The sequence below is a fragment of the Sulfurospirillum arcachonense DSM 9755 genome, from assembly GCF_000597725.1.
Classification (GTDB): Bacteria; Campylobacterota; Campylobacteria; order Campylobacterales; family Sulfurospirillaceae; genus Sulfurospirillum_A; species Sulfurospirillum_A arcachonense.
In genome coordinates, this window is the sequence record NZ_JFBL01000008.1 from 58,717 (window position 1) to 83,468 (window position 24,752).

A 24,752-nucleotide genomic window follows, 5' to 3' on the forward strand; every position below is an offset into this window, starting at 1 on the left:
GACCGTTTTGGTTTACTTTATTCCTACACCGATAGGAAATTTAGATGATATTTCACAAAGGAGTTTGAAACTTCTTTGTGAGTGTCACACTCTGTTTTGTGAAGATACAAGAATAACAAAAAAACTTCTCTCCCTTCTTAGTGAAAGACATAATTTAGAATTTAATATAGAAAACTTTATTTCACTTCATTCGCATAATGAAAAACATATTTTAGATAATATAGATTTATCTATTTTTGATGAAACTGTAGCATATTTAAGTGATGCAGGAATGCCTTGTATAAGTGATCCTGGAAGTTATTTTGTTCTTTTTTGTCAAGAAAAAAACATAAATTATGAGATAGTACCTGGCGCAAATGCAGCACTTTTAGCATATGCTTCTAGTGGATTTTTAAATCCTAAGTTTACTTTTTTTGGTTTTTTACCACATAAAGGTAAAGAGAGAATAATAGGGCTAGAAGAGATAAAAAATTCGCCGGTTCCTATGATAGTATACGAATCACCTCATAGAATAGAAAAACTTATTGAAGAGTTAGCAAAACTTTTACCAAATAGAAGAGCAATATTTATAAAAGAAGCAACGAAAAAATTTGAAAGACGTTTTGTAGGAACTTGTATAGAAATAAAAGAAGAGTTTAAAGAGGCAAATCTTCGGGGTGAATGGGTCATTGTTATAGACAGCGATATAAAAGAAAAAGGTGATGCTATTACTAAAGAAGATATTCTCAATTTAGATCTCCCTCCTAAACAAAAAGCTAAGCTTTTAGCAAAAGTTACAGGAGAGAGTGTCAAGGATTGGTACAATCAACTTCTAAGTTAAATTATCCATTATTTTTAATATAGCAGATGTTTTATCTTGTATGTTTTGAACATCTTCTGTTAGTTTTTCCATCTCTTTTGAATTACTTTTCATTCCATCAGAACTTTTTGTTATGTTTTCTACCATAACTTTTATAGTCATTTGAATTTCTTGTAAAGATTCTGTTGTTTTATCAGCTAGGTCTCTAACACTCTCAGCAACAACAGCAAAACCACGACCATGTTCTCCTGCACGTGCTGCTTCTATAGCAGCATTGAGTGCTAACAAGTTTGTTTGGTCAGCAATTTCAGCTATGATATTAAGTGCATCTTCTGCTTCTTTAGCATTTTGAGTTAGATGGATAAGGTTTTCAGATAAATTTTGTTGAGAAGAAGACATCTCTTTCATCGCAGTAGTTGTATCTTGCACAATATTATCTAATTCTTGAAGTGGTTCATCTTTTATTGTAGTGATAGAAGAAGCTATTTTATTTGCACTTTGTTGTATGTTTGTACTTTGTATCTTATTTTCTTCGATAGTATTTTTTAAAGATACTCCAAGTGCATTAACGCCATTAATTAAATCTTTAAGTTGGTAAGATGTCTCTATCTCAATAGTTTTACTAAAATCACTATTTTGAAAATTTTTGAGTGAGTTTATAGTTGCTGTTATAACTTCATCTAGTTTATTACTCATAAAATCTATTTCATAAGAGAGACGGTTTGTCAAAAAGTGTGATGATTGAAAAGAGGTTCTGTCTTTAAATTCTCCATTAGACATTTTTGAACTTATGAGAAGTACTTCACCAACACTTCTAACATCATCGGTATGAATTTTTTTATATTGTGCAAATGTTTTGTCAATTAATTGTACAGTGGAACCTATCTCATCTGGAGAATTATCGTGTATTTCAAAGTCTAATTCGTTCTTTTTATTTGTAACGTATAGTGAAAAATTTTCTATATATTTTTTTAGGTTTATTAATCTTGTTCCAATTAATTTCTTTGTTAAAAATCTTGAAATCAATGCAAATACTAAAATTGTTATTACCAAAATTATTACATTACTTATAAGTTGTTCTTTAATTTGAGCCATTAAAGAAGCTTTTTCTTTTTGAACTAAAGTTTCAATATCATCTGCATATACTCCAGTACCAACTATCCATCCCCACTCTTTAAAAGCTTCAACGTAAGATATTTTTTGTTGAGGTTTCTCAAATCCTGGTTTTGGCCACATGTAATTAACAACACCTTTACCTTTTTCAGAAGCAACTTTGATCATTTCATTAAATAAAAATTTTCCTGTAGGATCTTTTGATTTACTTAGATCCTTTCCATTTAGTGAAGGCTTGATAGGGTGCATAATCATATTTGGTTTAAAATCATTAATCCAAAAATAGCCTTTACCATTATCGTATCTCAGTTTTGCAATAACATTTTTTGCTTTTTTTTGGAACTCTTTTATAATTTCACTTTTATATTTTCCTGTTCCTATAACCCAGTTATAAGGTTCAAATTTAAATACAAAGCTTATTTTGTCTTCTATCTCATGTGTTTTTGGATTTGGCCATTTATATTTTACTACACCACTTCCTGATTTTTTAACAACTTTTGACATTTCTTGAAAAAGATAAACTCCATCATTATCTTTCAGATTACGTAAGTTTTTCATATCTAAGCTAGGTTTAATAGGATGCATAATCATAACTTCTTCTAAATCATTAATCCAAAAATAACCAAGACCATTGTCATATCTAAATGCTTTAACAAGTTCAATGATTTTACTTTTTAATTCATCTTCACTAAAGTTATCTTTATTTGCTTCATAAAATCGATCAAGAGTATTTTTAAATTCAAATGAAATTTCTTTTAATTCATTTGCTATATTTTGCTCTTTGGAATTTTCGTAAAAAGAGACAATAGCATTTTTTGCTATTGATATATTTGATTTTAAAGAATTGATTTTATTTTGTGTCATTGTCTGTTTAAAAGTTGCTAATCGAGTATCAGTCTTTGAAAGCATAATAGCGATAGTTGAAGCTGAAGTAATAAATGCTGCTAAAGTGAGAGCCCCTACAATTAGTATTGTTAATTTTGATTGGATTGAAAGGTTTCTCATTTTGATTCTCCTTGTCTCATATCTTTATAAATTATTTCATATTTTTCTATTTCATCTCTTTCAGCTTTTTTTCTTACAGAGAGATAATGGTTTTCCCCATATGGAAAAACTGTCGCATATACCCAGTAAAAATGATCATTTTTTGTTTTGTTTTTAACAAATCCTTCCCATACATCCCCTTTTTGTATAGTGGACCACATATCTTTAAATGCTTGTTTAGGCATATCTGGATGTCTTATCATATTGTGAGGTTTACCAATCATTTCTTCTAATGTATACTCACTTAGCTCTAAAAAAAGATCATTTGCATAAAGGATTTTCCCTTTAGAATCTGTTTCAGAAACAAGTAAGGCACTATCGTCTAGTATATTTTCATTATCGATTGTGTTCATAAAATAATCCTTTTTTTGTGGTATATATTATTATAGTTCTCAATAAATTAAGAACAAGTTAAAAATTAGAATAGTATTAGAAAGTAAGTAAAATGGAACAAATATTTCTCATTAAAATTACTCTTTGACATTATTTTAAGTGATTTTAGATACAATAAATCCATGATTATATATGGCAAACAATTATTTTTACATGTACTTAATAACTATCCTAATAGGTTGAAGACAGTTTACTTAGCAAAGAAGTGTGAGCAAAAACTTTTTTCAACAATTGCGAATGCGACTAGTACAATAGTTCGTGTTGACAATCAGAAGGCACAATCACTTAGTCGTGGAGGAAATCACCAAGGGTTTATTGCTGAGATTGAAGATTTAGAATATAGTGATTTTAGTGTAGTTAAAAACGGTTCATTTTTAGTAATTTTAAATGAAATAACAGATGTTGGAAATATAGGTGCAATAGTAAGAAGTGCATATGCTTTCGGAGCTGATGGTGTTATTATTAGTGGAATAAAAAGTGTTAATTTAGAAGCAATTATACGTTCAAGTAGTGCAGCTGTTTTTGAATTACCAATTATACTTTACCCTTCTGCTTTAGACATGGCAAATGAGTTAAAGCAAGTAGGTTTTACTCTTTATGGGGCAGATATGAATGGTATGAATGTAAATGAGGTAAAATTTGATTCTAAAGTAGCTTTGGTTATGGGAAGTGAAGGTGAAGGAATCAATAAAAAAGTAAAAGCAAAATTAGATAAAATTATTTCAATAAAAATGGCGAGAGCTTTTGACTCTTTGAATGTGAGTGCGGCAACAGCGGTGATATGTGACAGGATTACTAATGGATAAGATTAAGGTACTTGAAGAGATAGGATTAAAAAAGGTTTCACAAGAGACTCATATAGAAGAGAAATATATAAAATATATGATAGATTGTGATTTTGATAAATTAAATAGAATCAATACTTTAGGTTTTGTTAAAATACTTTCTCGAGAGTATCAGTTGGATTTATCTACTTGGAATGAAGCCTTTGAAGAGTATTGGCAGGAAAATCGCCATGAGGAAGACAATGATGGTCTTTTTATCGTCGTAGATGATAATAAAAAAAGTAAGAAATTTTTAGTTTTTTTATTGATACTTTTAGTTGGGAGTATTCTTAGTATACTGTTCTCTATATTTCAAGATAAAATTGATTTTGTTAATTACATGAATAATGGAACATCAAGTTATGAACAAGCAAGTATAGTTCAAGAGACACAAGAATCATTGGATATGGTTAAGAATAACGACCAAGAAGATAATGCAACCATCGCACAAATCAATGCAGATGAAACTTTGGATGAAACTGTAGATACAGTAGTTCAAGAAGATGTAGAAAAAGAAGAAATTATACAAACTGTTGATAAAAATGATACTGTAGATACAGAAAAAAAAATTCCAATTAATGAGACAATAACAAAAACAGAAGTTTATGAAAAAAATAGTCCTAGATTTAAAGATGAAGCGATAATTATTCCACATAATAAGTTATGGGTAGGTATAATTTATCTTGATGACAAAAAAAGAAGGTCATATTTAGGTGAGGGAAATTTTTCTATTGATATATCACGAGAACAGATTATAACAACAGGACATGGAAGTTTTGATCTTTCTGCAAAAGATGGAATAAAAAAATTTAATAAACAAGCTCCAATGAGATTTTTAGTTAAAGATGCAAATATAACAGAGATAAGTTGGAGAAGATTTAGAGAACTAAATGAGGGTAAAGCTTGGTAAGAATTGCCTTAGTATTGTTTTTTATAACGACGTTTATCCAAGCAAGTTTATTAGACAAAAAAATTGAACACTTTATTGGTCAAAGACAGTATAAAATACAAAAAAATTTAATAAAAATTTTATTTAAAGATAAAAATGAGTTTTTAAATACGGATAAAAGTGTTAATGACATTAAAGTGTTAACAAAACTTAAAACAAGTGGTCTTTTAAAACTATTTTACAATAATCCCCAAAAGTTAAATTTATCATTTTTTACTAAAGATAATTCATTGATTTTTATGAGAGTTATTAACGAATCACTTTTGTCAATGGGATATAACTTTTTTTTAACAAAACGAGCTTTAAAAGATGAAAATGGATTTCTATGGGAAATAATTATCTCAACAGAACATATAGTAGATCCAACAATTTTTGCAAAAAGGTTGGAAGTAAGGGGTTGCTATATTAAAGAGATAGATAAAAAAAGTGAAAATGAATGGATTTATGAAATAAATACAGATAATATAAAAGTTGATGCAAAACAAGTGGAACCAAATACAACAGTAAAGCTAAAAAAACCTATAAAACCTTATTGGATCAATGTAAAAGAGATGAAAAGTATCTCTTTTCGTTCACGAATAGCAGACAAGTGGTATCCAAATATAGTTTTTTATGATGAAAAACTACATATAGTTAAAGATTACAGAAAAGATGAAATAACAAATACTTTAAAGATAAATATTCCAAGAGATGCAAAATATGTTAAAGTAGCCGATATATACACTTTAGATAATATCAAAAGAGGAATCTCTATATATCTTAGAAGTAGAAATTAAAAAAATCTTGGTAAAGCCGTATCTTTAGTGATATGAATTTATCTGGACGAGTTTAGATAAAAGAAAAAATTAAATTAAAAGGAGAAATAATATGTTCGATGAAATTAGGTTTAACACAATTGAAAGATTACCAAATTATGTATTTGCAGAAATAAACGAGATTAAGCTTAATGCCAGAAGATCTGGTGAAGACATAATAGATTTCTCTATGGGAAACCCAGATAGTAGAACACCACAGCATATAATAGATAAACTAATTGAATCAGCAAATAAAGATAAAACTCATGGTTATAGTGCAAGTAAGGGTATTTATAAACTTAGACTTGCTATTTGTAAATGGTATAGTAGAAAATATGGGGTTGATATAGACCCAGATCGTGAAGCAGTGGCTACTTTAGGAAGTAAAGAAGGATATGTACATTTAGTTCAAGCTATAACAAATCCTGGTGATGTTGCTATTGTTCCAGATCCTGCTTATCCTATACATTCTCATGCTTTTATTATTGCTGGTGGTAATGTACATAAAATGGGTTTAGAATGGAATGAAAAATATGAACTTGATACTAAGGCATTTTTTAAAAATTTAAAAAAAGCTTTTGCAGATTCTGTGCCAAAACCAAAATTTGTAGTAGTAAACTTCCCTCACAATCCAACGACAGTAACTGTACAAAAGAGTTTTTATGAAGAGTTAGTTGCTTATGCAAAAAAAGAGAGATTTTATATTATTAGTGATATTGCTTATGCAGATTTAACTTTTGAAGGGTATAAAACTCCTTCTATACTTGAAATTTCAGGAGCAAAAGATGTTGCAGTTGAGAGTTATACACTCTCAAAAAGCTATTCTATGGCTGGATGGAGAGTTGGTTTTATAGTTGGAAATCCAAAACTTATAGGAGCTCTTCAAAAGATAAAATCTTGGTTTGATTATGGTATGTTTACTCCAATTCAAGTGGCTTCTACAGTAGCACTTGATGGTCCACAAGAGTGTGTGGATGAAATAATAAATACATATCAAAAAAGAAGAGATGTGTTATTGGAGAGTTTTGAAAATGCTGGTTGGAAAATAGATAAACCAAATGCTAGTATGTTTATTTGGGCAAAAATTCCAGAGGTTGCCATGCACTTGGGCAGCATGAGTTTTGCCAAGCAGTTATTAACCGAAGCAAAAATCGCAGTAAGTCCCGGAATTGGTTTTGGTGAAGGTGGCGAAGGTTATGTAAGAATTGCTCTTATAGAAAATGAAAATAGGATTCGCCAAGCAGCGAGAAATTTGAAAAAATATTTAAAGAGTTTAGAAAAGAGTAAAGATGCTTAAAGTTGGAATAATTGGAGTAGGCACAGTAGGTGCAAGTGTAGTTAAAATTTTACAAGAAAATAGTGATATTATAGAAGCAAGAAGTGGTAAAAAAATAGTTCCTATTATGGGAATTGTAAGAGATACTAGTAAGGATAGAGGGGTTAATATACCTCTTAGTAGTAATATTGATGATGTTTTAGAAAATGATGATATTGATGTGGTGATAGAGTTGATGGGTGGAGTAGATGAGCCATTTAAAGTTGTAAAAAAAGCTCTTAAAAATGGAAAATCTGTAGTTACAGCCAATAAAGCACTTTTGGCATATCATAGATATGAGTTACAAAGTAAAGCGGGTAATGTTCCTATTGGATTTGAAGCAAGTGTTGCTGGGGGAATTCCAATTATTAAAGCTCTTCGTGAGGGACTCAGTGCAAACCATATCAACTCCATAAAAGGTATTATGAATGGAACTTGTAACTATATTTTAACAAAAATGATGAACGAAAATGTTGAGTTTGAAAAAGTTTTGCAAGAAGCACAAGAGTTGGGATATGCAGAAGCTGATCCAACATTTGATGTAGGTGGATTTGATGCTGCTCATAAACTTCTGATTTTAGCAAGTATTGCTTATGGTATTCATGCTAATCCTGAAGATATTTTAATAGAAGGAATTGAAAACATCAATAGCGAAGATATCTTTTTTGCAAAAGAGTTTGGTTACAGCATAAAGCATCTTACTATTGCAAAAAAATGTGATGATAGAAAAGTAGAACTTCGCGCTCATCCAGCTTTGGTACCAAGTTTGCAAATGATTGCAAAAGTAGATGATGTTATGAACGGTATTAGCGTTATTGGTGATAGAGTTGGTGAAACTATGTATTATGGACCTGGTGCTGGTGGAGATGCAACGGCTAGTGCTGTTATAGCTGATCTTATTGATATAGTAAGAGCTGGACAGAGTTCACCAATGCTTGGATTTAAAAGAACATTAGAAGGTAGCGGTTTTACACTTTTAGATGCAAATGATATAGAAACAAAGTATTATATGAGAGTCAAAGTAGTAGACCAAGTTGGAGTTTTAGCAAAGATTGCAAAAACTTTGTGTAGTTTTAATATTTCAATTGATAGTTTTTTACAAAAACCAGATACTAAAGATAACTCATTTGCGACGTTACTTTTTTCAACACATAAGTGTAAAGAATTAGACATTCAAAATGCTATAACAGAGTTAGAAAAATTAGAAATATGTAAAGAAAAACCAGTGATGATTAGGATAGAAGATTAGTTTACTTATTGGTAAAATTGCCGAAAATAAAGCAGTAGAGTATCTTAGTAAAAATGGATACTCTATTGTAGAGACAAATTTTTATTCACGTTTTGGAGAAATTGACATAATTGCAAAAAAAGATAATATATTACATTTTTTTGAAGTTAAATACTCAAAAGACTATGATCCACTCACTAGAATAACTCCAAAAAAATTAGCTAAAATAATTAAGACAGTAGATTATTACATGTATAAAAAAAATATTGACTCTGACTATCAGGTTGATGCACTTTTAGTAAATGAAAAATTAATAGAAATTGTAGAAAATATCAGCTATTAAGAGTAATATTGTCTACTATGGAAAGTTTAAAGTTATAAGCTGTATAATTCGCTATAAATTAAGAAATCAAGGAGAAAATAATGGGAAAATATATAGACCTAAATGCAGAAAATTTTGAAGCATCAATTGCAGAGGGAACAGCTCTAGTAGACTTTTGGGCTCCTTGGTGTGGACCTTGTCGTATGCTAGCACCTGTAATAGAAGAATTAGCAGAAGATTTTGATGGAAAAGCTAAAATATGTAAAGTAAATACAGATGAAGAACAAGATATAGCTGTAAAATATGGAATTAGATCTATACCAACAATACTATTTTTTAAAGATGGTGAATTAGTAGACCAAATGGTTGGTGCATCATCAAAACAAGTTTTAGCAGATAAGATTAATTCATTATAAAATGACTTCTTTTTTCTCTCACCAATTATATAATTTAAGTGAGAGAAATGCAGCTTGGATGTATTTCAACCTGCAGGAGAAGTTAAATGAATAGGGGGAGAGGACAATTCTCCCTTGTTTTTGCTTCTTTTTTTGGTGCAGCGCTTATAGCTGCCGCTTTCGCATACTCTAATTATAGATTTTCTGAATATAAATTTATTGACTTTTCTAAATGGACTTTTTATACCAAAAAAGATATTTTTCATCCGATAAGTGATAAATATACAGTAATTATATATAGCTCAAACATGCAAGAACTTAATACTGTTTTAGATAAAATATCTAAAGATAATCCTATAATAGCCATTGATATGTTTCAGCAAAAAAGAGGTAAAGAAGGTAATGTTTTGTATATTGCAAGTGGTATGAATACTCTTTTAAAAGTTATTCAAAGGTTCAATATATATGAACTTCCAAGTGCTTTTGCATTAAAAAGATTTAAAGGTACTCGATTTAAACAAGATAGTTTAATCGAAGTGGTAGAATAAATTATAATTTCTTGAGTAAAAAGGTATGGTAGAATGATAGATTTAGCAATAATAGGTGGAGGACCTGCTGGTTTGACAGCTGGTTTATATGCCACTCGTGGTGGACTAAAAGATGTTATTATGTTTGAAAAAGGTATGCCTGGAGGACAAATTACAGGAAGTAGTGAGATAGAAAACTATCCTGGAATTTCTCATGAGGTTACTGGTATGGAACTCATGGAAAATTGGCCAGAGCAATCTATGCGTTTTGGAATGAAACATAGCATGGATGAAGTTACGAGAGTTACTAAAAGAGATGATGGTATTTTTGAAGTATCAGTTATGGGTAAAGATATTGTTGAAGCAAAAAGTGTTGTTGTTGCAACAGGAAGTACACCTAGACGCGCAGGAGTAGAAGGAGAAGAAAAATTATTTGGAAAAGGCGTGAGCACTTGTGCTACATGTGATGGATTTTTTTATAAAGGAAAAGAAGTTGCTGTTTTGGGTGGTGGCGATACTGCTCTTGAAGAAGCACTTTATCTTGCAAATATTTGTTCAAAAGTATATCTGATTCATAGAAGAGATACATTTAGAGCATCTCCTATTACAATAGAAAAAGTAAAAAATAATGAAAAAATTGAACTTATATTAAATTCAGGTGTTAAAGAAATTCTTGGTGATATGATGGGTGTTACGGGAGTTGTTGTATCTGGTAAAGATAAGAGTGAAAAGACATTGGATGTTCCTGGAATTTTTGTTTTTGTCGGAATGAATGTCAATAACTCGATTTTATTACAAGAAGATGGAAGTTATTTATGTGATTTAGATGATAATGGAAATGTTATTGTTGATTTAAAAATGAAAACTTCTGTAAAAGGATTATTTGCAGCAGGTGATATTAGAATTGATGCAGCAAAACAAGTAGTTTGTGCAGCAGGTGATGGTGCAGTAGCAGGAATACAAGCTTTAGAATACGTAAACGATTAAGGATAAATAAGTGATTAATGTTGGGATACATGGTTCAACGGGTAGAGTAGGGAGACTTTTAATAGAAAATTTAAAAAAAGAAGAAGATGCTCAGGTTTCTGTACTTCATGCAATTGAAGAGTTTGATTTTCCTCTTCCTGATGATGTTGAAGTGACAAGTGAGACTCATACTCTTTTGCAAAACAGTGATGTTATCATAGATTTTACAATAGCGATGGGAACAGAAGCACTTTTAGAAGAAGCTATAAAGAATCCTACGCCTTTAGTAATTGGTACAACAGGGCTTAGTGAACATCAACTTAATCTTTTAAAAGAAGCAAGTACCAAAATGCCTATACTTTACTCTACAAATATGTCACTTGGTGTTGCTGTTATGAACAAACTAGTAGAGTTAGCTTCAAAAAGTTTAAGTGATTTTGATATAGAGATAGTTGAACAACATCATAGGTATAAAAAAGACGCACCTAGTGGAACAGCAATTACTTTAGGTGAACATGCTGCACGTGGTCGAGGATTAGAACTTGATGATGTTAGGGTAAGCGGAAGAAATGGACTTATTGGTGAGAGAAGTAAAGATGAAATTGCTATTATGGCTCTTCGTGGTGGAGATATTGTAGGACGACATACGGTTGGTTTTTATAATGATGGTGAATTTATAGAATTAAACCATACAGCAACAAGTAGAGATACTTTTGCAAAAGGTGCTCTAAGAGCAACAAAATGGATAGTAAATCAACCAAATGGTTTATACCATATAAGTGATTGTTTAGGATTAAATTAAAATGTGTGCAATTGTTGGAGTTTTTGGAGATAATGAAGCCGCTCGTATTGCGTATTATTCGTTGTTTGCTATGCAACATCGTGGGCAAGAAGCAACAGGGATTAGTGTTAGCAGTGGAGAACACATAAAAACAATTAAAAAAAGAGGTTTAGTAACTGATGTTTTTGATGAAACAGCACTAAAATCTTTAGCAGGAGAGATGGCTATTGGGCATAATAGATATTCTACTGCTGGAAGTGAATCAGTTCTTGATGCTCAACCTGTGTTTGCTAGTTATAAATTGGGAGAATTATCTGTAGTCCATAATGGAAATTTGATAAATAAAAATGAAGTGAGAAACTCTTTGATTGAAGAGGGAGCAATTTTTCAATCTTCTATGGATACAGAAAATATAATTCATCTAATTGCCCGTAGTCATGAAGGACATTTACAAGATAGAATTATAGAAGCTCTGAAGGTTATAAAAGGAGCATATTGTCTTTGTATCCAAAGCAGAACAAAGATGTTTGCTATAAGAGATAGATATGGTGTTAGACCATTTAGTCTTGGAAAACTTCCTAATGGTGGCTTTATAGTTTCAAGTGAGACTTGTGCTTTTGATTTAGTTGGAGCAGAGTTTATTAGAGATATTAAACCTGGCGAAATGATTGTTTTTGAAAAAGGTAGTGATACATATAAAAGTATTCAACTTTTTGAGCCAGATCCACATATCTGTGCATTTGAGTATATTTATTTTGCTCGTCCTGATAGTGATATTGAAGGAAAAAATGTATATGCTACAAGACAAGAGATGGGAAGAGCACTTGCTAGAGAATGTCAAATTGAAGCTGATTTAGTTATACCTGTTCCTGATAGTGGTGTGAGTGCAGCTTTAGGTTATGCAAATGAGAGTGGAATTCCTTTTGAAATGGGAATTGTAAGAAATCATTATGTCGGAAGAACATTTATCGAGCCAACTCAAGAACGCCGTGATATGAAAGTTAAATTAAAACTTTCGCCAATACGTTCTCTTTTAAAAGGCAAAAGAATTGTTGTTATCGATGATAGTATTGTTAGAGGAACTACTGCAAAAAGAATTATAAGAATTTTAAAAGAAGCAGGTGCAAGTGAAGTGCATGTTCGTATTGCATCTCCAACAATAGAACATCCTGATCGTTATGGGATAGATACTCCAAGTTATAAAGAGTTGATTTCAGCAAATAAGAGTGTAGAAGAGATAAGAGAATATATAGAAGCAGATACACTCAGCTTTTTAAGTATTGATGCGTTAAAACAAAGTCTTGGTAGTGATACAAACTATTCTCTTGTAAGTTTTGATGGAAATTATTTTATTAAATAATGCAAGAAGTTTTAACGGCGGGAAGATACTTCCGTAAACATTTTAATTGCAATGTATATAAAACTCCTATATCTATATTGGGCTTTACTTGTCCAAATATAGATGGGAGTAAAGCTCGTGGTGGATGTGTATTTTGTGAAAATGAATCATTTAGTCCAAATTTAGGTATACAAAAGCCTAAAGGATTTTTGTTAAATCATACATCAGTAGAAAACCCTTTTATCGCTTCACAGCTTGTTCAATTAGAATCACAATTTAATCAAACAAAGAAAATTTTAGCAAAAAAATTTAAAGCAAAAAAGTTTTTAGTCTATTTTCAATCATTTACAAATACATATGCTCCATTTAAAACATTAAAAGCACTTTATGATAAAGCTCTTAGTTTTGAAGATACAATAGGTATTAGTATAGGTACAAGAGCAGATTCAATAGAAAAAGAGATATTGGAGTATTTGTCTGAAAAGGCAAAAACAAAAGAGATATGGATTGAGTATGGAATCCAATCAGTATATAATGAAACCTTAGAGAAAATAAATCGTGCAGAGACTATAGAAGATATAGAAAAGCAGATAAAATTGACACGTAAATATGGTATAAAAGTTTGTGCCCACCTTATATTTGGACTTCCTGGTGAAACTCAAGAAATGATGCTAGAGAGTGTGAAAAAAGCGATTGAACTTGGTGTTGAGTCTATAAAAATTCACCCCCTTTATGTTGTTAAAAAAACAGCACTTGCTAACGATTTTAAAAAGAAACAATTTACACCTATTAGCGAAGAAGAGTATATAGATACTTTAGTGAAAACTATTAAATTAATACCAAAAGAGATGATGGTTCAAAGAATAACAGCAGGTATTAGTGATGATAGTTTGTTATCTCCCTTTTGGTGTAATAATAAACATAGGCAAATGTACAATATAAAAGAAGCTTTAAAAAAAGAAGGATATGAGTATTAGTGACAATATAGTTTATAGTTCATAAAAGGTTTTTGAAAATAGGGTGGGTATTTTATAGTTATTGAAAAGTTCTTAAGTTCACCTTTTTTAAAGTTCTTTGCTATTACAAATTCATTTAGTATTGTAGAAGGTCTTGTTTCTTTATTTTTACCAAATAGAAATTCTAAACCACTTATTGGAGAAAATATATGTGAACCACTCACTTCATTGCTTGTAATAGCATTATTTACTAATTTTACTTCTAATGAACATTTTCCTATATCAAAATTTCCAATGTTTCTTACTTTACCGCTAATAGTTAAAGACTCTGTCATGAGAATACGTTTTTGCGTCATGTTTTCAAGTTTTGCTATTTTTGTATATTTATCAAGCACAAACATAGAAAAAACAGACAACATAGTGATAACTAAAAAATTTGCAAATAGCATAGAAAACAATATTTTTTTATTAGTTTGTTTAAGAGCTACTATACAGGCAATAATAAATAAAACAAGTAAAATTAACAGGGTGATTATATGTAAAATAGTAAAATAAGCCAACTATACTCCTTTTAATAACATACTGAATTTATAGTAACATTGATATCATCTATTTGAGTGTATTGATCAAAAACTACTCTAAACTCTTTTGTACTGTTTACTTCTATAGGCTCGTCTATAGATATCGTCTGTTTTCGTAAAGGTTTTAATTGGTTGAATATATTTTTAATATAATTGTCACTTTGATTTAAGAGAGAAATTGTAACATTGCATATATAAAAATTCTTTTGAGAAATATTGGTAACTTCTCCATTTACAATTAAAGCATTCGAAAAATGAAGTTTTTTTACTAATAATGTTTTATTTGTTGATCCTCTTAAATAATCATCTAAGTAATTTTTAAGAATAAAAGGGCCTGCAAAAAGAAGGATAAGTGAAATTATAAAAATGAAAATAGAAAAAACTGGACTCTTTTTTGCCATTACTACGGCTAAGAGTATAGTGACAAAAAATATAAGAATTAACCAAGCAAATCCTACATAATCATACATGCTAAAGTTATTAACATATATTAAAATAGCATTTTTTATGCCCTCTAATTGAAACAAGATAGCTCCTATAGCTTTTTTTAGGTATTTTCCCTTGAGTTTTTTTCTTCTATTCCACTAAGACCAAATCTTCTTTCTAATTCTTGTTTTATTAAATCAGGATTTACATTTTTATAAGCTAAGGCTACTAAAGTATGAAAAGCTAAATCAGCAGCTTCATAAATAATCTCTTTTTCGTCATTGTCTTTTACTGCAAAACTAAATTCACCTGCTTCTTCAACAACTTTTTTAAGTATACTGTTTTCACCTTTTTTAAATAAAGAAGCAACATAGGAAGTTTTTGGATCTGCAAGTTTTCTTTCTTGAATAGTGTGATAGAGCTTATCACTAGTACTATAAGAGTCTATTTGAGAGATTATTTCACTTGGGGCTTCATCAATGTCAACTCTATTAAAAAAACAAGATTCACGTCCTGTATGACATGCGCATCCACCATCTTGTTTTACTTTTAATAGTATAGTATCCAAATCACAGTCAAGATATATCTCTTTTACATGTTGTAAGTTTCCACTACTTTCACCTTTTTTCCACATCTTTTTTCTACTTCTTGAGTAAAAATGAGCAAGGTTCGTTGATAGTGTAAGCTCAACAGCTTCTTTGTTCATGTAAGCAAGCATCAATACCTTGCCATTTTCTGATTCCTGCACAATGGCAGGAATCAAATCGTTTTTTGTCCAATCGATTTTATCGATCATTTAATTTCTCCTAGAGGCAAAAGCCCCTTGAAAATTCCTCTCACCAAAGCTTTAGCTTCACTAAGAGGATTTCTTTTTTCTATCATTTTGAGATAGCTGAATTTCTTTGTTTGTCTTTAGTATCAACCCAAATATTTGGAACAGCACCACCAGGTGTTAAGAATATCTTAGCATCTTTATTTATGCTAAGTGCATCATTAAACTTACCTTGAACTTCGATTTGTCTTAGTTGAAGAAGAGTAGTAGATAAACTTTTAGAAATTTCTCTATTTGCATAAGCATCAGCATCAGCTTCTATCTTGATAGCTTTTGCTTGACCTTTTGCTTTAATTTCTCTTGCTTGTGCTTGACCTTCTGCCGCTGCAGCAATTTTTAAAGCTTCTTGTTTTGTTCTCTCAACTTCATATTTTGTTCTCTCAGCTTCTTGTTTTGCTACTTGAACTTTTTCAATTTGATCTTTAATTTTTGCTGGAAGAATGATTTCTCTCATTTGCACTGTAAGAAGTTTAACTGGACTTCCTGGTTGTGCTTCTATATTTTTTCTAATACCATCTTCAATTTTAATAGCTATTTCATTACGTTTTTGTGGAAGAATTTCTGCTGCGTATTGTCCAACAACACTTCTTGCGACATCTCTTACAACTGGGTTGATGATTTTATCTTCCCAACTCATACCCCAAGTTGCTATTGTTTGAGGAGCAGCGTCAGCTTGCAGTTGGTACTGAACTGTTAAATCAAGTGATACAGGAAGACCACGAGCATCAAGGATAGAAATTGCATTGTTGTTTTGGATTCCAGAACCTCTTTGGTTAACCGTATTGATATCTTCAGTTGAAGTATAGTTCATAATTCTTACTTTCGTATCTACAACAAAAACTTTTTGTACAAACGGTAAAAACATACGAAAACCTGGTTCTAGAGCAATAGGCTCAAACTTACCAGCTGTTGCTTTAATCCCAACTTCACCAGAGTTTATTACAACAAAAGGTTTTGCTATAACTAAAACTACTATTACTGCAATGATTGCATATAAAAATCCAGCTTTTTTTCCTAAGTCTTTAAAAAATTGAGGAGGATCAATATTCATATTAGGTGTACGTCTCCCACCATCATCTCCACCACCACTATTTCCATTTCCACTGTTTTTCTTTTTAAAATAATCATTTAAATCTGCAGGCATATTTATTGTTCCTTGTGTTTTTGTTTAATTTTTGTATATTTGAACGAGTTCAAGTATACATCCTCTCTATGAAATATCATTTTACAATGAGATTTCGCTATCTTTAGTTTTGAATAATCAAGAACTATAAGACAGTACATTCTACCATTAATTATTAAATATATGTTAATAAATGTTTATATTTTGGATTTCTACCATATACCACATCAAAATAAGCAGCTTGTAATTTAGCTGTTATTGGTCCACGTTTTCCATCACCAATTATGTAATTATCTATATCTCTGATTGGAGTAACTTCTGCTGCAGTTCCTGTAAAAAATGATTCATCAGCAATATACACTTCGTCTCTTGTAACCCTTCTCCTCTCAATTGGTATTCCAGCTTCACGTGCAAGTTCAAGTACCATACCTTGAGTAATACTCTCTAATGAAGTATCATTTGGTGGAGATATAAGAACACCATCTCTTACAATAAAAAAGCATTCACCACTCCCTTCTGCTATAAATCCATCACTGTCTAAAAGTAGGGCTTCTTCATATCCAGCTTCAACAGCTTCGTATTTTGCCATTTGCGAGTTAAGATAATTTGCTGCTGCTTTTGCTTTTCCCATGGTTGAACTTACAGGGTTTCTAGCAAAAGAAGAAATTTTTACTCTTATACCTTTTTCTAATCCTTCTTCACCAAGATAACTTCCCCATTCCCAAGCAGCAATCGCCGTTTGAACAGGAGCTTTTACATGATGAAGTCCCATGATGCCATAACCAAGATAAATAAGAGGTCTTAAATATACGTTTGATTTAAAATCATTTGATTGTAAGAGTTCTATTTGAGCTTTTTTTAATTCTTCTAATGAAAATGTTGGTTTTATTCTTGTAATTTTTGCTGAATTTAAAAGTCTTTTTGTATGCTCTTTTAATTTAAAAATAGCTAAGCCATTTTCTGTCATATAAGCACGTGTTCCTTCAAAAACACCATTTCCATAGTGTAAGGTATGTGTTAAAATGTGAATTTGAGCTTTATCCCACTCTATAAGTTCACCATCCATCCAGATATATTTTGCTTTTTCCATTATTTAACCTTAATTCATAAATAGATATAATAATATCCAAGTTAATATTAAAATGAGTTTTATAGGAGAAATAAATGAAAGCAAGCGTGTTTTTTGGGTCTACATGTGAAGAAAGTAAACAATACCGTGAAGTATTGAGCCCTTATGATGGAAGAGTCGCTTCAAGCGTTGCAGTTTGTAGTGAAAATGATGTTTTAAAAGTTATGGATATAGCAAAAAAGAGTGCAGAGTTCACAAAAAAAGTTCCTTTACATGTAAGGGTAAATTGGCTTTTAGATGTAGCAAAAAAACTTGAAATAAACAAAGAAGACATGGCTAAAACTATGACTGATGAAGTTGGAAAACCAATAAAATTTGCACGTGTTGAAGTAGATAGATGTATTGAAACAATCAAACTCTCAGCCAATGCTATGATGAATTTACATGGAGAAACTTTTGATACAACAGCAATGCCTAGTGGAAAAGAGACTTTAGCTTTTTATAAAAGAGAAGCAGTAGGTGTGGTACTCGCTATTACTCCTTTTAATTTTCCTTTGAATCTAGTAGCACATAAAATTGCTCCGGCTCTTGTTGCAGGAAACGCTGTTGTATTAAAACCAACAAGTGCTGCACCACTTACTGCGTACAAATTTGCAAAACTTTTTATTGAAAGTGAATTTGCTACAAAAGATGCATTAAGTGTAGTTTATAGTGGAAGTGGTGTAAATGATGCTTTAGTACAAAGCCCAATTCCAAGAGTTATCAGTTTTACAGGAAGTGTACCTGTTGGACGTGAAATTACAAGTAAAGCTGGTATTAAAAAAATAGCATTAGAGCTGGGTGGTAATGCTGCAACATATATAGATAAAAGTGCAGATATCAAACTAGCAGCTTCAAAATGTGCTTTAGGAGCGTTTATAAACTCTGGACAGGTTTGTATCTCTTTACAAAGAATTTATGTAAATGAAGATGTGTATGAAGAGTTTGCAACAGCTTTATCCCAAGAGACAAAAGCTTTACATGTAGGAAGTCCTTATGAAGATGAAACTTTTATCGGTCCTATGATTAATGCAGGTGCAGTAAAACAAGCAAAAAGTTGGATAAAAAGTGCAGTAGAAGAGGGTGCAACAGTTTTTTGTGGCTCAAACTGTGAAGATTTGATGTTTGAACCAACTATTATGACAGATGTTACAGAAGATATGAATATTGTATGTGAAGAAGTTTTTGCTCCTATCGTATCTTTAATCAAAGTAAAAGATTTTGATGAAGCAAAAGTAAAAATGAATAATTCTCCATATGGACTTCAATACTCAATTTTCTCAAATAACATGACTACATGTAAACGTGCTATTGATGAACTTAATGCTGGAGGAATTGTTATCAACGACATTCCAACTCTTCGTTTTGATATTCAACCATATGGTGGATTCAAAGAGAGTGGTATAGGAAAAGAAGGTCCTAAATATGCTTTAGAAGAAGAGTATACTCAAATAAAATCAGTGGTTATTTGCTAAGAATTTTTTTCATAGCTTTATTGATTTTATCGATATCTTTCACAAATGGGGATTTATTAGAAATCCCCAAATATAAATTATCATAAATATTTGGATTATAAAGACTAGGTTCAATTAAGCCTTCCAAATTATACTCTTTCATTATATGTTCCATAATGCCGCTTGAGCTTATGATAACTTTTACTCTTTTTTTCAAAAGCATTTTAATAAGAATGAGTTCAGGAACATTTGTGTCTAAATGAGAAACAACTTCTTTTGTGATATTTTTATCATGATCGAACTTTTCATAATAGACATATCCAGATCCGACAGGGATAGTGTAGTTATATAAATCTTCATATTTTTTTATAAGATGCGTATTTTCTTTTAATGTATAAAAATATGTATTTTGTTTATAAAATGGAGGTTTTACATAGGTTAAGAAATTTTCTCGCTCTTTAGAGTGAGAGAGATTTCCCATAACATCTATTTCACCACTTTCAATCATTTTTAATAATCTTGTCCATGGAGCAACTTTATACTCTATTTTATAGTGGAGCTCTTTTGCAATTTTTTCAAATATTTTGATAGTTCTTCCATCAGCTTTTCCATTTTCATAAGTGATAAATGAAAACCAAGGATTAATACCTATAACAATTTTTTTTGCGAAAAGTTGTGTTTGAGATAAAAATAGTAAGAGTGAAAAAACTAAAAAAGTTTTTTTCATTATAGGTGCTTTTGTACAAAGCTTTTTAATGATTCTTCATTCATAGCTCCAGATACTCTTTCTACTTCTTTTGTATTTTTAAAAACAGCTAAAGTAGGAATACTTCTTATCTTGAATCTTGATGCTAAAAATTTTTCTTGTTCTGTATTTATTTTAACAAACACTGCTTTAAGAGGAAATTCAGTACAAACTATTCCAAAAACTGGTGCAAAAGATTTGCATGGACCACACCACGGTGCCCAGAAGTCTATAACAACTGGAAGGTCGGAATTATCGATGATTTTATCAATAGTGTCTCCAGTTGCAGTTATTATTTTATTGATTAAAAGTGACTCTTTACAGTTACCACAATTTGCTTTTTTATATTCATCTTTCTTGGGAACATTGTTTATAGCTGAACACTTTGGGCAAATAATTTTCATTTTTTTTCCTTATACAAATTATTATATAAAAATTTTCTTTAATAAACATATAGCATGTTATTTTTGAGTTACACAGATAGTATAGAATTTTAAAAATTATAAAGGAGTTATAATGAAGAATTTTTTAAAAATTGTCGTTATAGGATTGTTTAGTTTGAGTTTTCTTTATGCAGGATTAGCACCAAAAGTATATCCTCAAGGAGGTGTTGGTGAAATGGTTAAATTGGGTGAGCAAATTGCTTTGCATACAGATACACATCCACTTACAAAAGATTTTGTTGGCAATAAATTAAATTGTGCAAGCTGTCATTTAAAGGGCGAAGATGGCAAACCTGGGACTGCAAATGGACTTACTTCTTGGTTAGATACAGCAACATCATTCCCAGCTTGGTCAAAAAGAGAAAAATCAGTACAAACTTTACAAGACAGATCAAACAACTGTTTTATGAGAAGTATGAATGGGAAAAGATTGGTTATAGATAGTAAAGCTTCTATAGCGATTGCTTCATATATAACTTGGTTGTCTACAGGAAAACCTATTAATATGAATGTGAAAGGACCTTGGGGACCAACAAATACAAAACTATGGCCAACAGGTATTAAGCATTTTAAACCAATTCAGAAAAAAGCAACTCATATAAATTATGTTAATGGAGAAAAAGTATTTAAAAGTAAATGTGCTATGTGCCATGGTCAAGATGGTAAAGGTATAGCAGCATTTCCTCCTTTATGGGGAAAAAATGCAAAAGGTGAATGGCTATCTTATAATACAGGAGCAGGTATGAGTAAACTTGATAAAGGTGCTGCGTATGTGAAACTCAAAATGCCTTTAAATCAAGAAGGAAGTCTTAGTGATCAAGAAGCTGCTGATGTAATGTTGTTTGTTAATGCACAAGAGCGAGCTAATTTTGATTTAGCAAAAGGTTTGTTACCAAAAGAAGAAATGGGTTATTATAATTCAAATGTTTTAAAAGAAAAGCATTCTGTAAGAAGTAACTTTAAAGCTTTGGGTTTAGATATTGATGTCATTAGAAATGATAAAAAAATAAAGTAAGTTATATAACCAAAGAGGTTTGAGAGCCTCTTTGGTATAATAATAGTATGAAAAAAATATACTTTTTAGCTTTAGTGGCATTTAGCACTATACTGCTTATACTTTTTGTTTTTTATAATCGTTATAGTACTTATTATGAAGATGAAAAGATGGATTCTTATATTTCTCAAAATATTGATATTCTCAATGAAAATTTAAATTTTCAAAAGAGATATGCACTTTCCCTTTCTCTATTTATTTCACAAAATCAAGTTATAAAAAAAGCTTTACATGTCAACAATCAAGCTTTAGCTTTACAAGAGATATCACGCTTTACAAAAGAGATAAAAAACTCAGCAGGAATTGATAACATTGAGATTCAAGTTCATACAAAAAAGTTAGAAGCTTTTGCAAGAAATTGGGACAATAGTAATTATATGGGGGCAAAGTTAGGTGGTTTTAGAAAAGGATTAGTGAAAGTTAAAAAAACTCAAAAACCTTTTGTTTCTATAGAATTAGGGAAAAGATTAAATATAAAAGCTATATCACCTATTTTTGATGAAAAAAAAGAGTTTATAGGTTCGATTGAAGTTATTATGAATTTTAAAAATATTGAAGCGAGATTGAAAAAATTTGATTTAAAAATACTACCTTTACTAGATGAAAAATTTATACATATAGCAGTAGATTTAAAAAATCATGAAAAGATAGGGAAATATTATGTAGTAGACAAATTTTACTCTAAAGAGTTATATCAAAAACTAAAAACTCATATGCAAATATTTGATAGCGATAAATTTTACCATGAAATAGATAATAAAATTATTGTTTTAGTACCTATGTTAAGTGTTGGTATACAAGATGTTGGTTTAATAGTTCTTAGTATGAATGCAAAACAGACTGAGGTTTATTCATATCATAATATTGATGATGAAAATACCAGATATAGATTTAATAGACAACTACGAGAAGTGAGAATAAAATGAAAATTTTACTTTTAGAAGATGACTACCTTTATAAAGTAACAATAAAAGATTTTTTAGAAGCAAATGAGTATGTAGTTGATGATTATGATGATGGATTAGAAGCTCTTAATGCTATTTATGAAAATAGTTATGCTCTTTTACTTTTAGATATAAGAGTTCCTAATTTTGATGGTTATGAAATACTAAAAGATATACGAGCAAATGGAGTTCAAACACCAGTTATAATGCTGACTTCTTTAACAGATATAGAAAATTTGAGCCTTGGTTATGATCTTGGATGTAGTGATTATTTACGTAAACCATTTGAATTAAAAGAGCTAAAGTATAGGATTGAGTATATTATTAAAACACATAATTTTAAAAGTAGTGAAAATTTGATAAAAATAGATGAGGTTTATAGCTTTGATACCAAAACAAAAACTCTTCTAAAAAATGAAAAAAGTATAGAGTTAGGGGCTTATGGGATTGAGTTAGTATCTTATTTGGTACAAAATAGAGGGCGATATGTTTCTTTAAATACTCTGCAAAATGTAGTTTGGGAAGGAAAAGATATTAGCTATGCAGATATTAGGATGTGTGTAAAAAGAGTTAGAGAAAAGTGTGATAAAGATTTTATAAGTAATAAAAAAATGGTTGGATATAAAATTGGTTGAAAAAAACTTTTTAAGTCTCAAATATATATTTACACAAGCTATTATTTTGATATTAATTGTGTCAATTCCTTTGCATTTTTATATTGAAAGTGAGATTGAAAACAATACTTTTAAAGATAAAATTGAGTTAGAAACATATGCAAAAAAAGTAGCCAATAAAATATATAGGTTTTCAAATTCACAAGCACAAGAATTTTACTTTCCTCGCTCAAATATTTTTAAAAGTGCTATTTATGATGAAAAAGGTAAAGAAATTTTTTCGTTGTTAGAATATAAAATTGAACTATTTTTTTCAAATATTCTTAGAAAAGATGATAGAGTATATTTTAAAAAGGCATTAAAAGAAAATATTTTTGGTGCGAGTTATTTGGTAGTCTCAAAAAATATTACACATGCAAAAATGATACAAAATGTATTGGCTATTTTAATAGTAATTGCTTTTTTAGTGCTTATATCAACATTTTTTATTATAAAACAGAGTTTAGAACCCTATAAAAAGTTTAATCGTTATTTAGAAAATTTTATAAAAGATGCGATGCATGAACTCAAAACTCCTATAGGAGTTATACTTTTAAATCTTGATGGCTTAGATAATATGTATGAAAACAATAAGATGATAAAAAGAGCAAAATCAGCTTTAAAAAACATGGTAGTTGTGTATGAAGACTTAGAGTTTTTTGTAAGAAAAAACAGAGTAGAGCATCCAAAAGAAAATATCAATATCTCAAATTTTTGTAAAAAAAGAGTAGAATTTTTTATGGATTTGTTAAATTCTAAAGAGATAGAAGTTGAACAAAGTATTGAAGAGGATTTGTATATCAATTTTTCTCAATTAGAACTTTCAAGAATCATAGATAATACAATATCTAATGCAATCAAATATTCAAAAAACAAAACTCAAATACAAATAACTTTGAAAAAAATAGAAGATACAATCGTTTTGAAAATAAAAGATGAGGGCAAAGGTATTAAAGACACCAAAAAAATTTTTAACAGATACTATAGGGGAGATAAAATAAGTGGAGGATTTGGTATAGGTCTGAGTATTGTAAAAAATATTTGTGAAAAAAATAGTGTACATGTGGAAGTAAATTCGCAACCTCAAAAAGGATCAACTTTTATATTTATTTTTAATAATTATGAAGATATTTGAAAAAAAGTTATAATCACAATAAAAAAGGAAAATTTATGTTAAAAGCAGGTGATATTGCACCAGAAATAACTTTACCAAATCAAGATGAGGTAGAGATAAGTTTGAGAGACTTAGAAGGTAAATGGGTTGTACTATATTTCTATCCAAAAGATAATACTCCAGGATGTACTACAGAAGCTTGTGAGTTTACAGAAGCACTTCCAGATTTTGATGGTTTGAATGCAGTGGTTTTAGGAGTTAGTCCAGATAGTCCTAAAAAACATGCAAATTTTATAGCAAAAAAAGATTTATTGATAACTCTTTTAGCAGATGAGAGTAAAGAAGTGTGTGAGAAATATGGTGTTTGGCAGTTAAAGAAAAATTATGGAAAAGAGTATATGGGTGTGGTTCGTTCAACTTTTCTTATAAGCCCAGCAGGTAAGATAGAAGCTATTTGGGAAAAAGTGAGAGTAAAAGGTCATGTAGAAGCTGTAAAAGAAAAATTAGCAGAGCTTCAAGCCTAAAAGCGA

The 24,752-nt window shown here is 30.2% G+C and carries 28 protein-coding genes; 19 read left to right on the plus strand and 9 right to left on the minus strand.

The features are described from left to right. Positions 1-7: 7 nt before the first annotated feature. Positions 8-820: a 16S rRNA (cytidine(1402)-2'-O)-methyltransferase gene (rsmI, locus tag K354_RS0107685; protein ID WP_024954924.1), complete on the plus strand. Its 813-nt coding sequence runs from the start codon at positions 8-10 to the stop codon at positions 818-820. Here rsmI and K354_RS15340 read toward each other — a convergent pair. Beyond that, positions 812-2,917 carry a cache domain-containing protein gene (locus K354_RS15340; protein ID WP_024954925.1) on the minus strand — a complete coding sequence of 702 codons (2,106 nt, stop codon included), beginning with the start codon at positions 2,915-2,917 and terminating at the stop codon, positions 812-814. The two genes, rsmI and K354_RS15340, sit on opposite strands and share 9 nt — an antisense overlap. Beyond that, the gene (locus K354_RS0107695) at positions 2,914-3,309 is read right to left on the minus strand and encodes a PAS domain-containing protein (RefSeq protein ID WP_024954926.1); all 396 of its coding nucleotides are present in this window, start codon (positions 3,307-3,309) and stop codon (positions 2,914-2,916) included. Before K354_RS0107695 ends, K354_RS15340 begins: the two co-directional genes overlap by 4 nt. A gap of 162 nt (positions 3,310-3,471) precedes the next feature. Here K354_RS0107695 and rlmB point away from each other — a divergent pair, with 162 nt between their 5' ends. The 12 genes from rlmB to mnmL all read left to right on the plus strand — a co-directional run bounded on the left by rlmB (position 3,472) and on the right by mnmL (position 13,766). Then, positions 3,472-4,155 (plus strand): 23S rRNA (guanosine(2251)-2'-O)-methyltransferase RlmB, encoded by a 684-nt coding sequence (gene rlmB / locus K354_RS0107700; protein ID WP_024954927.1) that lies wholly within the window; start codon positions 3,472-3,474, stop codon positions 4,153-4,155. Further along, positions 4,148-5,083 carry a hypothetical protein gene (locus K354_RS0107705; RefSeq protein WP_024954928.1) on the plus strand — a complete coding sequence of 312 codons (936 nt, stop codon included), beginning with the start codon at positions 4,148-4,150 and terminating at the stop codon, positions 5,081-5,083. The genes rlmB and K354_RS0107705 overlap by 8 nt, the downstream gene beginning before the upstream one ends. Further along, positions 5,077-5,898 (plus strand): hypothetical protein, encoded by an 822-nt coding sequence (locus tag K354_RS0107710; RefSeq protein ID WP_024954929.1) that lies wholly within the window; start codon positions 5,077-5,079, stop codon positions 5,896-5,898. The genes K354_RS0107705 and K354_RS0107710 overlap by 7 nt, the downstream gene beginning before the upstream one ends. 91 nt (positions 5,899-5,989) lie before the next feature. After that, entirely contained in the window at positions 5,990-7,213 is a 1,224-nt protein-coding gene (locus K354_RS0107715) for an LL-diaminopimelate aminotransferase (RefSeq protein WP_024954930.1), read from the plus strand. Further along, entirely contained in the window at positions 7,206-8,480 is a 1,275-nt protein-coding gene (locus K354_RS0107720; protein WP_024954931.1) for a homoserine dehydrogenase, read from the plus strand. The genes K354_RS0107715 and K354_RS0107720 overlap by 8 nt, the downstream gene beginning before the upstream one ends. Before the next feature lie 16 nt (positions 8,481-8,496). Beyond that, positions 8,497-8,802, plus strand: a complete 306-nt coding sequence (locus tag K354_RS14895; RefSeq protein WP_281169402.1) for a YraN family protein — start codon at positions 8,497-8,499, stop codon at positions 8,800-8,802. Between the two features lie 80 nt (positions 8,803-8,882). Next, the gene (gene trxA, locus K354_RS0107725; RefSeq protein WP_024954932.1) at positions 8,883-9,197 is read left to right on the plus strand and encodes a thioredoxin; all 315 of its coding nucleotides are present in this window, start codon (positions 8,883-8,885) and stop codon (positions 9,195-9,197) included. Between the two features lie 86 nt (positions 9,198-9,283). Next, positions 9,284-9,724, plus strand: coding sequence for a hypothetical protein (locus K354_RS0107730; protein WP_024954933.1), 441 nt, complete (start codon positions 9,284-9,286; stop codon positions 9,722-9,724). 33 nt (positions 9,725-9,757) lie between these two features. Next, positions 9,758-10,690: a thioredoxin-disulfide reductase gene (gene trxB, locus K354_RS0107735; protein ID WP_024954934.1), complete on the plus strand. Its 933-nt coding sequence runs from the start codon at positions 9,758-9,760 to the stop codon at positions 10,688-10,690. A 10-nt stretch (positions 10,691-10,700) separates the two neighbouring features. Beyond that, positions 10,701-11,471, plus strand: a complete 771-nt coding sequence (gene dapB / locus K354_RS0107740; protein WP_024954935.1) for a 4-hydroxy-tetrahydrodipicolinate reductase — start codon at positions 10,701-10,703, stop codon at positions 11,469-11,471. Position 11,472: 1 nt separating this feature from the next. Further along, the gene (gene purF, locus K354_RS0107745; RefSeq protein WP_024954936.1) at positions 11,473-12,810 is read left to right on the plus strand and encodes an amidophosphoribosyltransferase; all 1,338 of its coding nucleotides are present in this window, start codon (positions 11,473-11,475) and stop codon (positions 12,808-12,810) included. Then, entirely contained in the window at positions 12,810-13,766 is a 957-nt protein-coding gene (mnmL, locus tag K354_RS0107750) for a tRNA modification radical SAM protein MnmL/YtqA (protein ID WP_024954937.1), read from the plus strand. Before purF ends, mnmL begins: the two co-directional genes overlap by 1 nt. Here the strand turns inward: mnmL and K354_RS0107755 are convergent. The 5 genes from K354_RS0107755 to K354_RS0107780 all read right to left on the minus strand — a co-directional run bounded on the left by K354_RS0107755 (position 13,763) and on the right by K354_RS0107780 (position 17,797). Then, positions 13,763-14,305, minus strand: a complete 543-nt coding sequence (locus tag K354_RS0107755) for a DUF2393 family protein (protein ID WP_024954938.1) — start codon at positions 14,303-14,305, stop codon at positions 13,763-13,765. The genes mnmL and K354_RS0107755 overlap by 4 nt on opposite strands. Positions 14,306-14,316: 11 nt before the next feature. Continuing rightward, positions 14,317-14,853, minus strand: coding sequence for a DUF2393 family protein (locus K354_RS0107760; protein ID WP_024954939.1), 537 nt, complete (start codon positions 14,851-14,853; stop codon positions 14,317-14,319). Between the two features lie 20 nt (positions 14,854-14,873). Continuing rightward, entirely contained in the window at positions 14,874-15,548 is a 675-nt protein-coding gene (gene hisIE, locus K354_RS0107765; RefSeq protein WP_024954940.1) for a bifunctional phosphoribosyl-AMP cyclohydrolase/phosphoribosyl-ATP diphosphatase HisIE, read from the minus strand. Between the two features lie 82 nt (positions 15,549-15,630). Beyond that, entirely contained in the window at positions 15,631-16,728 is a 1,098-nt protein-coding gene (locus K354_RS0107775) for a prohibitin family protein (protein WP_024954941.1), read from the minus strand. 154 nt (positions 16,729-16,882) lie between these two features. Next, positions 16,883-17,797 carry a branched-chain amino acid transaminase gene (locus K354_RS0107780; RefSeq protein ID WP_024954942.1) on the minus strand — a complete coding sequence of 305 codons (915 nt, stop codon included), beginning with the start codon at positions 17,795-17,797 and terminating at the stop codon, positions 16,883-16,885. 74 nt (positions 17,798-17,871) lie between these two features. Between K354_RS0107780 and K354_RS0107785 the strand changes: the two genes are divergently transcribed. Then, positions 17,872-19,290, plus strand: coding sequence for an aldehyde dehydrogenase family protein (locus K354_RS0107785; protein ID WP_024954943.1), 1,419 nt, complete (start codon positions 17,872-17,874; stop codon positions 19,288-19,290). Here the strand turns inward: K354_RS0107785 and K354_RS0107790 are convergent. Together K354_RS0107790 and trxC are read right to left on the minus strand one after the other, a co-directional pair. Then, positions 19,280-19,996 carry a substrate-binding periplasmic protein gene (locus tag K354_RS0107790; protein ID WP_024954944.1) on the minus strand — a complete coding sequence of 239 codons (717 nt, stop codon included), beginning with the start codon at positions 19,994-19,996 and terminating at the stop codon, positions 19,280-19,282. The two genes, K354_RS0107785 and K354_RS0107790, sit on opposite strands and share 11 nt — an antisense overlap. Further along, entirely contained in the window at positions 19,996-20,418 is a 423-nt protein-coding gene (gene trxC / locus K354_RS0107795; RefSeq protein WP_024954945.1) for a thioredoxin TrxC, read from the minus strand. The genes K354_RS0107790 and trxC overlap by 1 nt, the downstream gene beginning before the upstream one ends. Positions 20,419-20,530: 112 nt before the next feature. On the opposite strand from trxC, the gene K354_RS0107800 reads away from it, so the two are divergent. From K354_RS0107800 to bcp, 5 genes are read left to right on the plus strand one after another with little or no spacing between them, the layout of a single operon-like run. Next, entirely contained in the window at positions 20,531-21,472 is a 942-nt protein-coding gene (locus K354_RS0107800) for a c-type cytochrome (RefSeq protein ID WP_024954946.1), read from the plus strand. Between the two features lie 47 nt (positions 21,473-21,519). Continuing rightward, positions 21,520-22,437 carry a cache domain-containing protein gene (locus K354_RS14110; protein WP_024954947.1) on the plus strand — a complete coding sequence of 306 codons (918 nt, stop codon included), beginning with the start codon at positions 21,520-21,522 and terminating at the stop codon, positions 22,435-22,437. Next, positions 22,434-23,090, plus strand: coding sequence for a response regulator transcription factor (locus K354_RS0107810; protein WP_024954948.1), 657 nt, complete (start codon positions 22,434-22,436; stop codon positions 23,088-23,090). The genes K354_RS14110 and K354_RS0107810 overlap by 4 nt, the downstream gene beginning before the upstream one ends. Continuing rightward, positions 23,071-24,243, plus strand: coding sequence for a sensor histidine kinase (locus K354_RS0107815; RefSeq protein WP_245600589.1), 1,173 nt, complete (start codon positions 23,071-23,073; stop codon positions 24,241-24,243). The genes K354_RS0107810 and K354_RS0107815 overlap by 20 nt, the downstream gene beginning before the upstream one ends. Before the next feature lie 35 nt (positions 24,244-24,278). Next, complete coding sequence (bcp, locus tag K354_RS0107820; protein WP_024954950.1) at positions 24,279-24,746, plus strand: thioredoxin-dependent thiol peroxidase; 468 nt, start codon at positions 24,279-24,281, stop codon at positions 24,744-24,746. Positions 24,747-24,752 lie beyond the last annotated feature (6 nt).

Excerpts from the sequence above, each read along its gene's own strand:
- purF (WP_024954936.1), top strand. The coding sequence starts at position 11,473 with ATGTGTGCAATTGTTGGAGTTTTTGGAGATAATGAAGCCGCTCGTATT.
- K354_RS0107780 (WP_024954942.1), bottom strand. The coding sequence starts at position 17,797 with ATGGAAAAAGCAAAATATATCTGGATGGATGGTGAACTTATAGAGTGG.
- K354_RS0107715 (WP_024954930.1), top strand. The coding sequence starts at position 5,990 with ATGTTCGATGAAATTAGGTTTAACACAATTGAAAGATTACCAAATTAT.
- rlmB (WP_024954927.1), top strand. The coding sequence starts at position 3,472 with ATGATTATATATGGCAAACAATTATTTTTACATGTACTTAATAACTAT.
- K354_RS0107730 (WP_024954933.1), top strand. The coding sequence starts at position 9,284 with ATGAATAGGGGGAGAGGACAATTCTCCCTTGTTTTTGCTTCTTTTTTT.
- trxC (WP_024954945.1), bottom strand. The coding sequence starts at position 20,418 with ATGAAAATTATTTGCCCAAAGTGTTCAGCTATAAACAATGTTCCCAAG.
- K354_RS0107705 (WP_024954928.1), top strand. The coding sequence starts at position 4,148 with ATGGATAAGATTAAGGTACTTGAAGAGATAGGATTAAAAAAGGTTTCA.
- K354_RS0107810 (WP_024954948.1), top strand. The coding sequence starts at position 22,434 with ATGAAAATTTTACTTTTAGAAGATGACTACCTTTATAAAGTAACAATA.
- trxA (WP_024954932.1), top strand. The coding sequence starts at position 8,883 with ATGGGAAAATATATAGACCTAAATGCAGAAAATTTTGAAGCATCAATT.
- K354_RS0107775 (WP_024954941.1), bottom strand. The coding sequence starts at position 16,728 with ATGCCTGCAGATTTAAATGATTATTTTAAAAAGAAAAACAGTGGAAAT.
- K354_RS0107695 (WP_024954926.1), bottom strand. The coding sequence starts at position 3,309 with ATGAACACAATCGATAATGAAAATATACTAGACGATAGTGCCTTACTT.
- K354_RS15340 (WP_024954925.1), bottom strand. The coding sequence starts at position 2,917 with ATGAGAAACCTTTCAATCCAATCAAAATTAACAATACTAATTGTAGGG.
- K354_RS0107785 (WP_024954943.1), top strand. The coding sequence starts at position 17,872 with ATGAAAGCAAGCGTGTTTTTTGGGTCTACATGTGAAGAAAGTAAACAA.
- bcp (WP_024954950.1), top strand. The coding sequence starts at position 24,279 with ATGTTAAAAGCAGGTGATATTGCACCAGAAATAACTTTACCAAATCAA.
- K354_RS14110 (WP_024954947.1), top strand. The coding sequence starts at position 21,520 with ATGAAAAAAATATACTTTTTAGCTTTAGTGGCATTTAGCACTATACTG.
- trxB (WP_024954934.1), top strand. The coding sequence starts at position 9,758 with ATGATAGATTTAGCAATAATAGGTGGAGGACCTGCTGGTTTGACAGCT.
- K354_RS0107790 (WP_024954944.1), bottom strand. The coding sequence starts at position 19,996 with ATGAAAAAAACTTTTTTAGTTTTTTCACTCTTACTATTTTTATCTCAA.
- mnmL (WP_024954937.1), top strand. The coding sequence starts at position 12,810 with ATGCAAGAAGTTTTAACGGCGGGAAGATACTTCCGTAAACATTTTAAT.
- hisIE (WP_024954940.1), bottom strand. The coding sequence starts at position 15,548 with ATGATCGATAAAATCGATTGGACAAAAAACGATTTGATTCCTGCCATT.
- K354_RS0107800 (WP_024954946.1), top strand. The coding sequence starts at position 20,531 with ATGAAGAATTTTTTAAAAATTGTCGTTATAGGATTGTTTAGTTTGAGT.
- K354_RS0107720 (WP_024954931.1), top strand. The coding sequence starts at position 7,206 with ATGCTTAAAGTTGGAATAATTGGAGTAGGCACAGTAGGTGCAAGTGTA.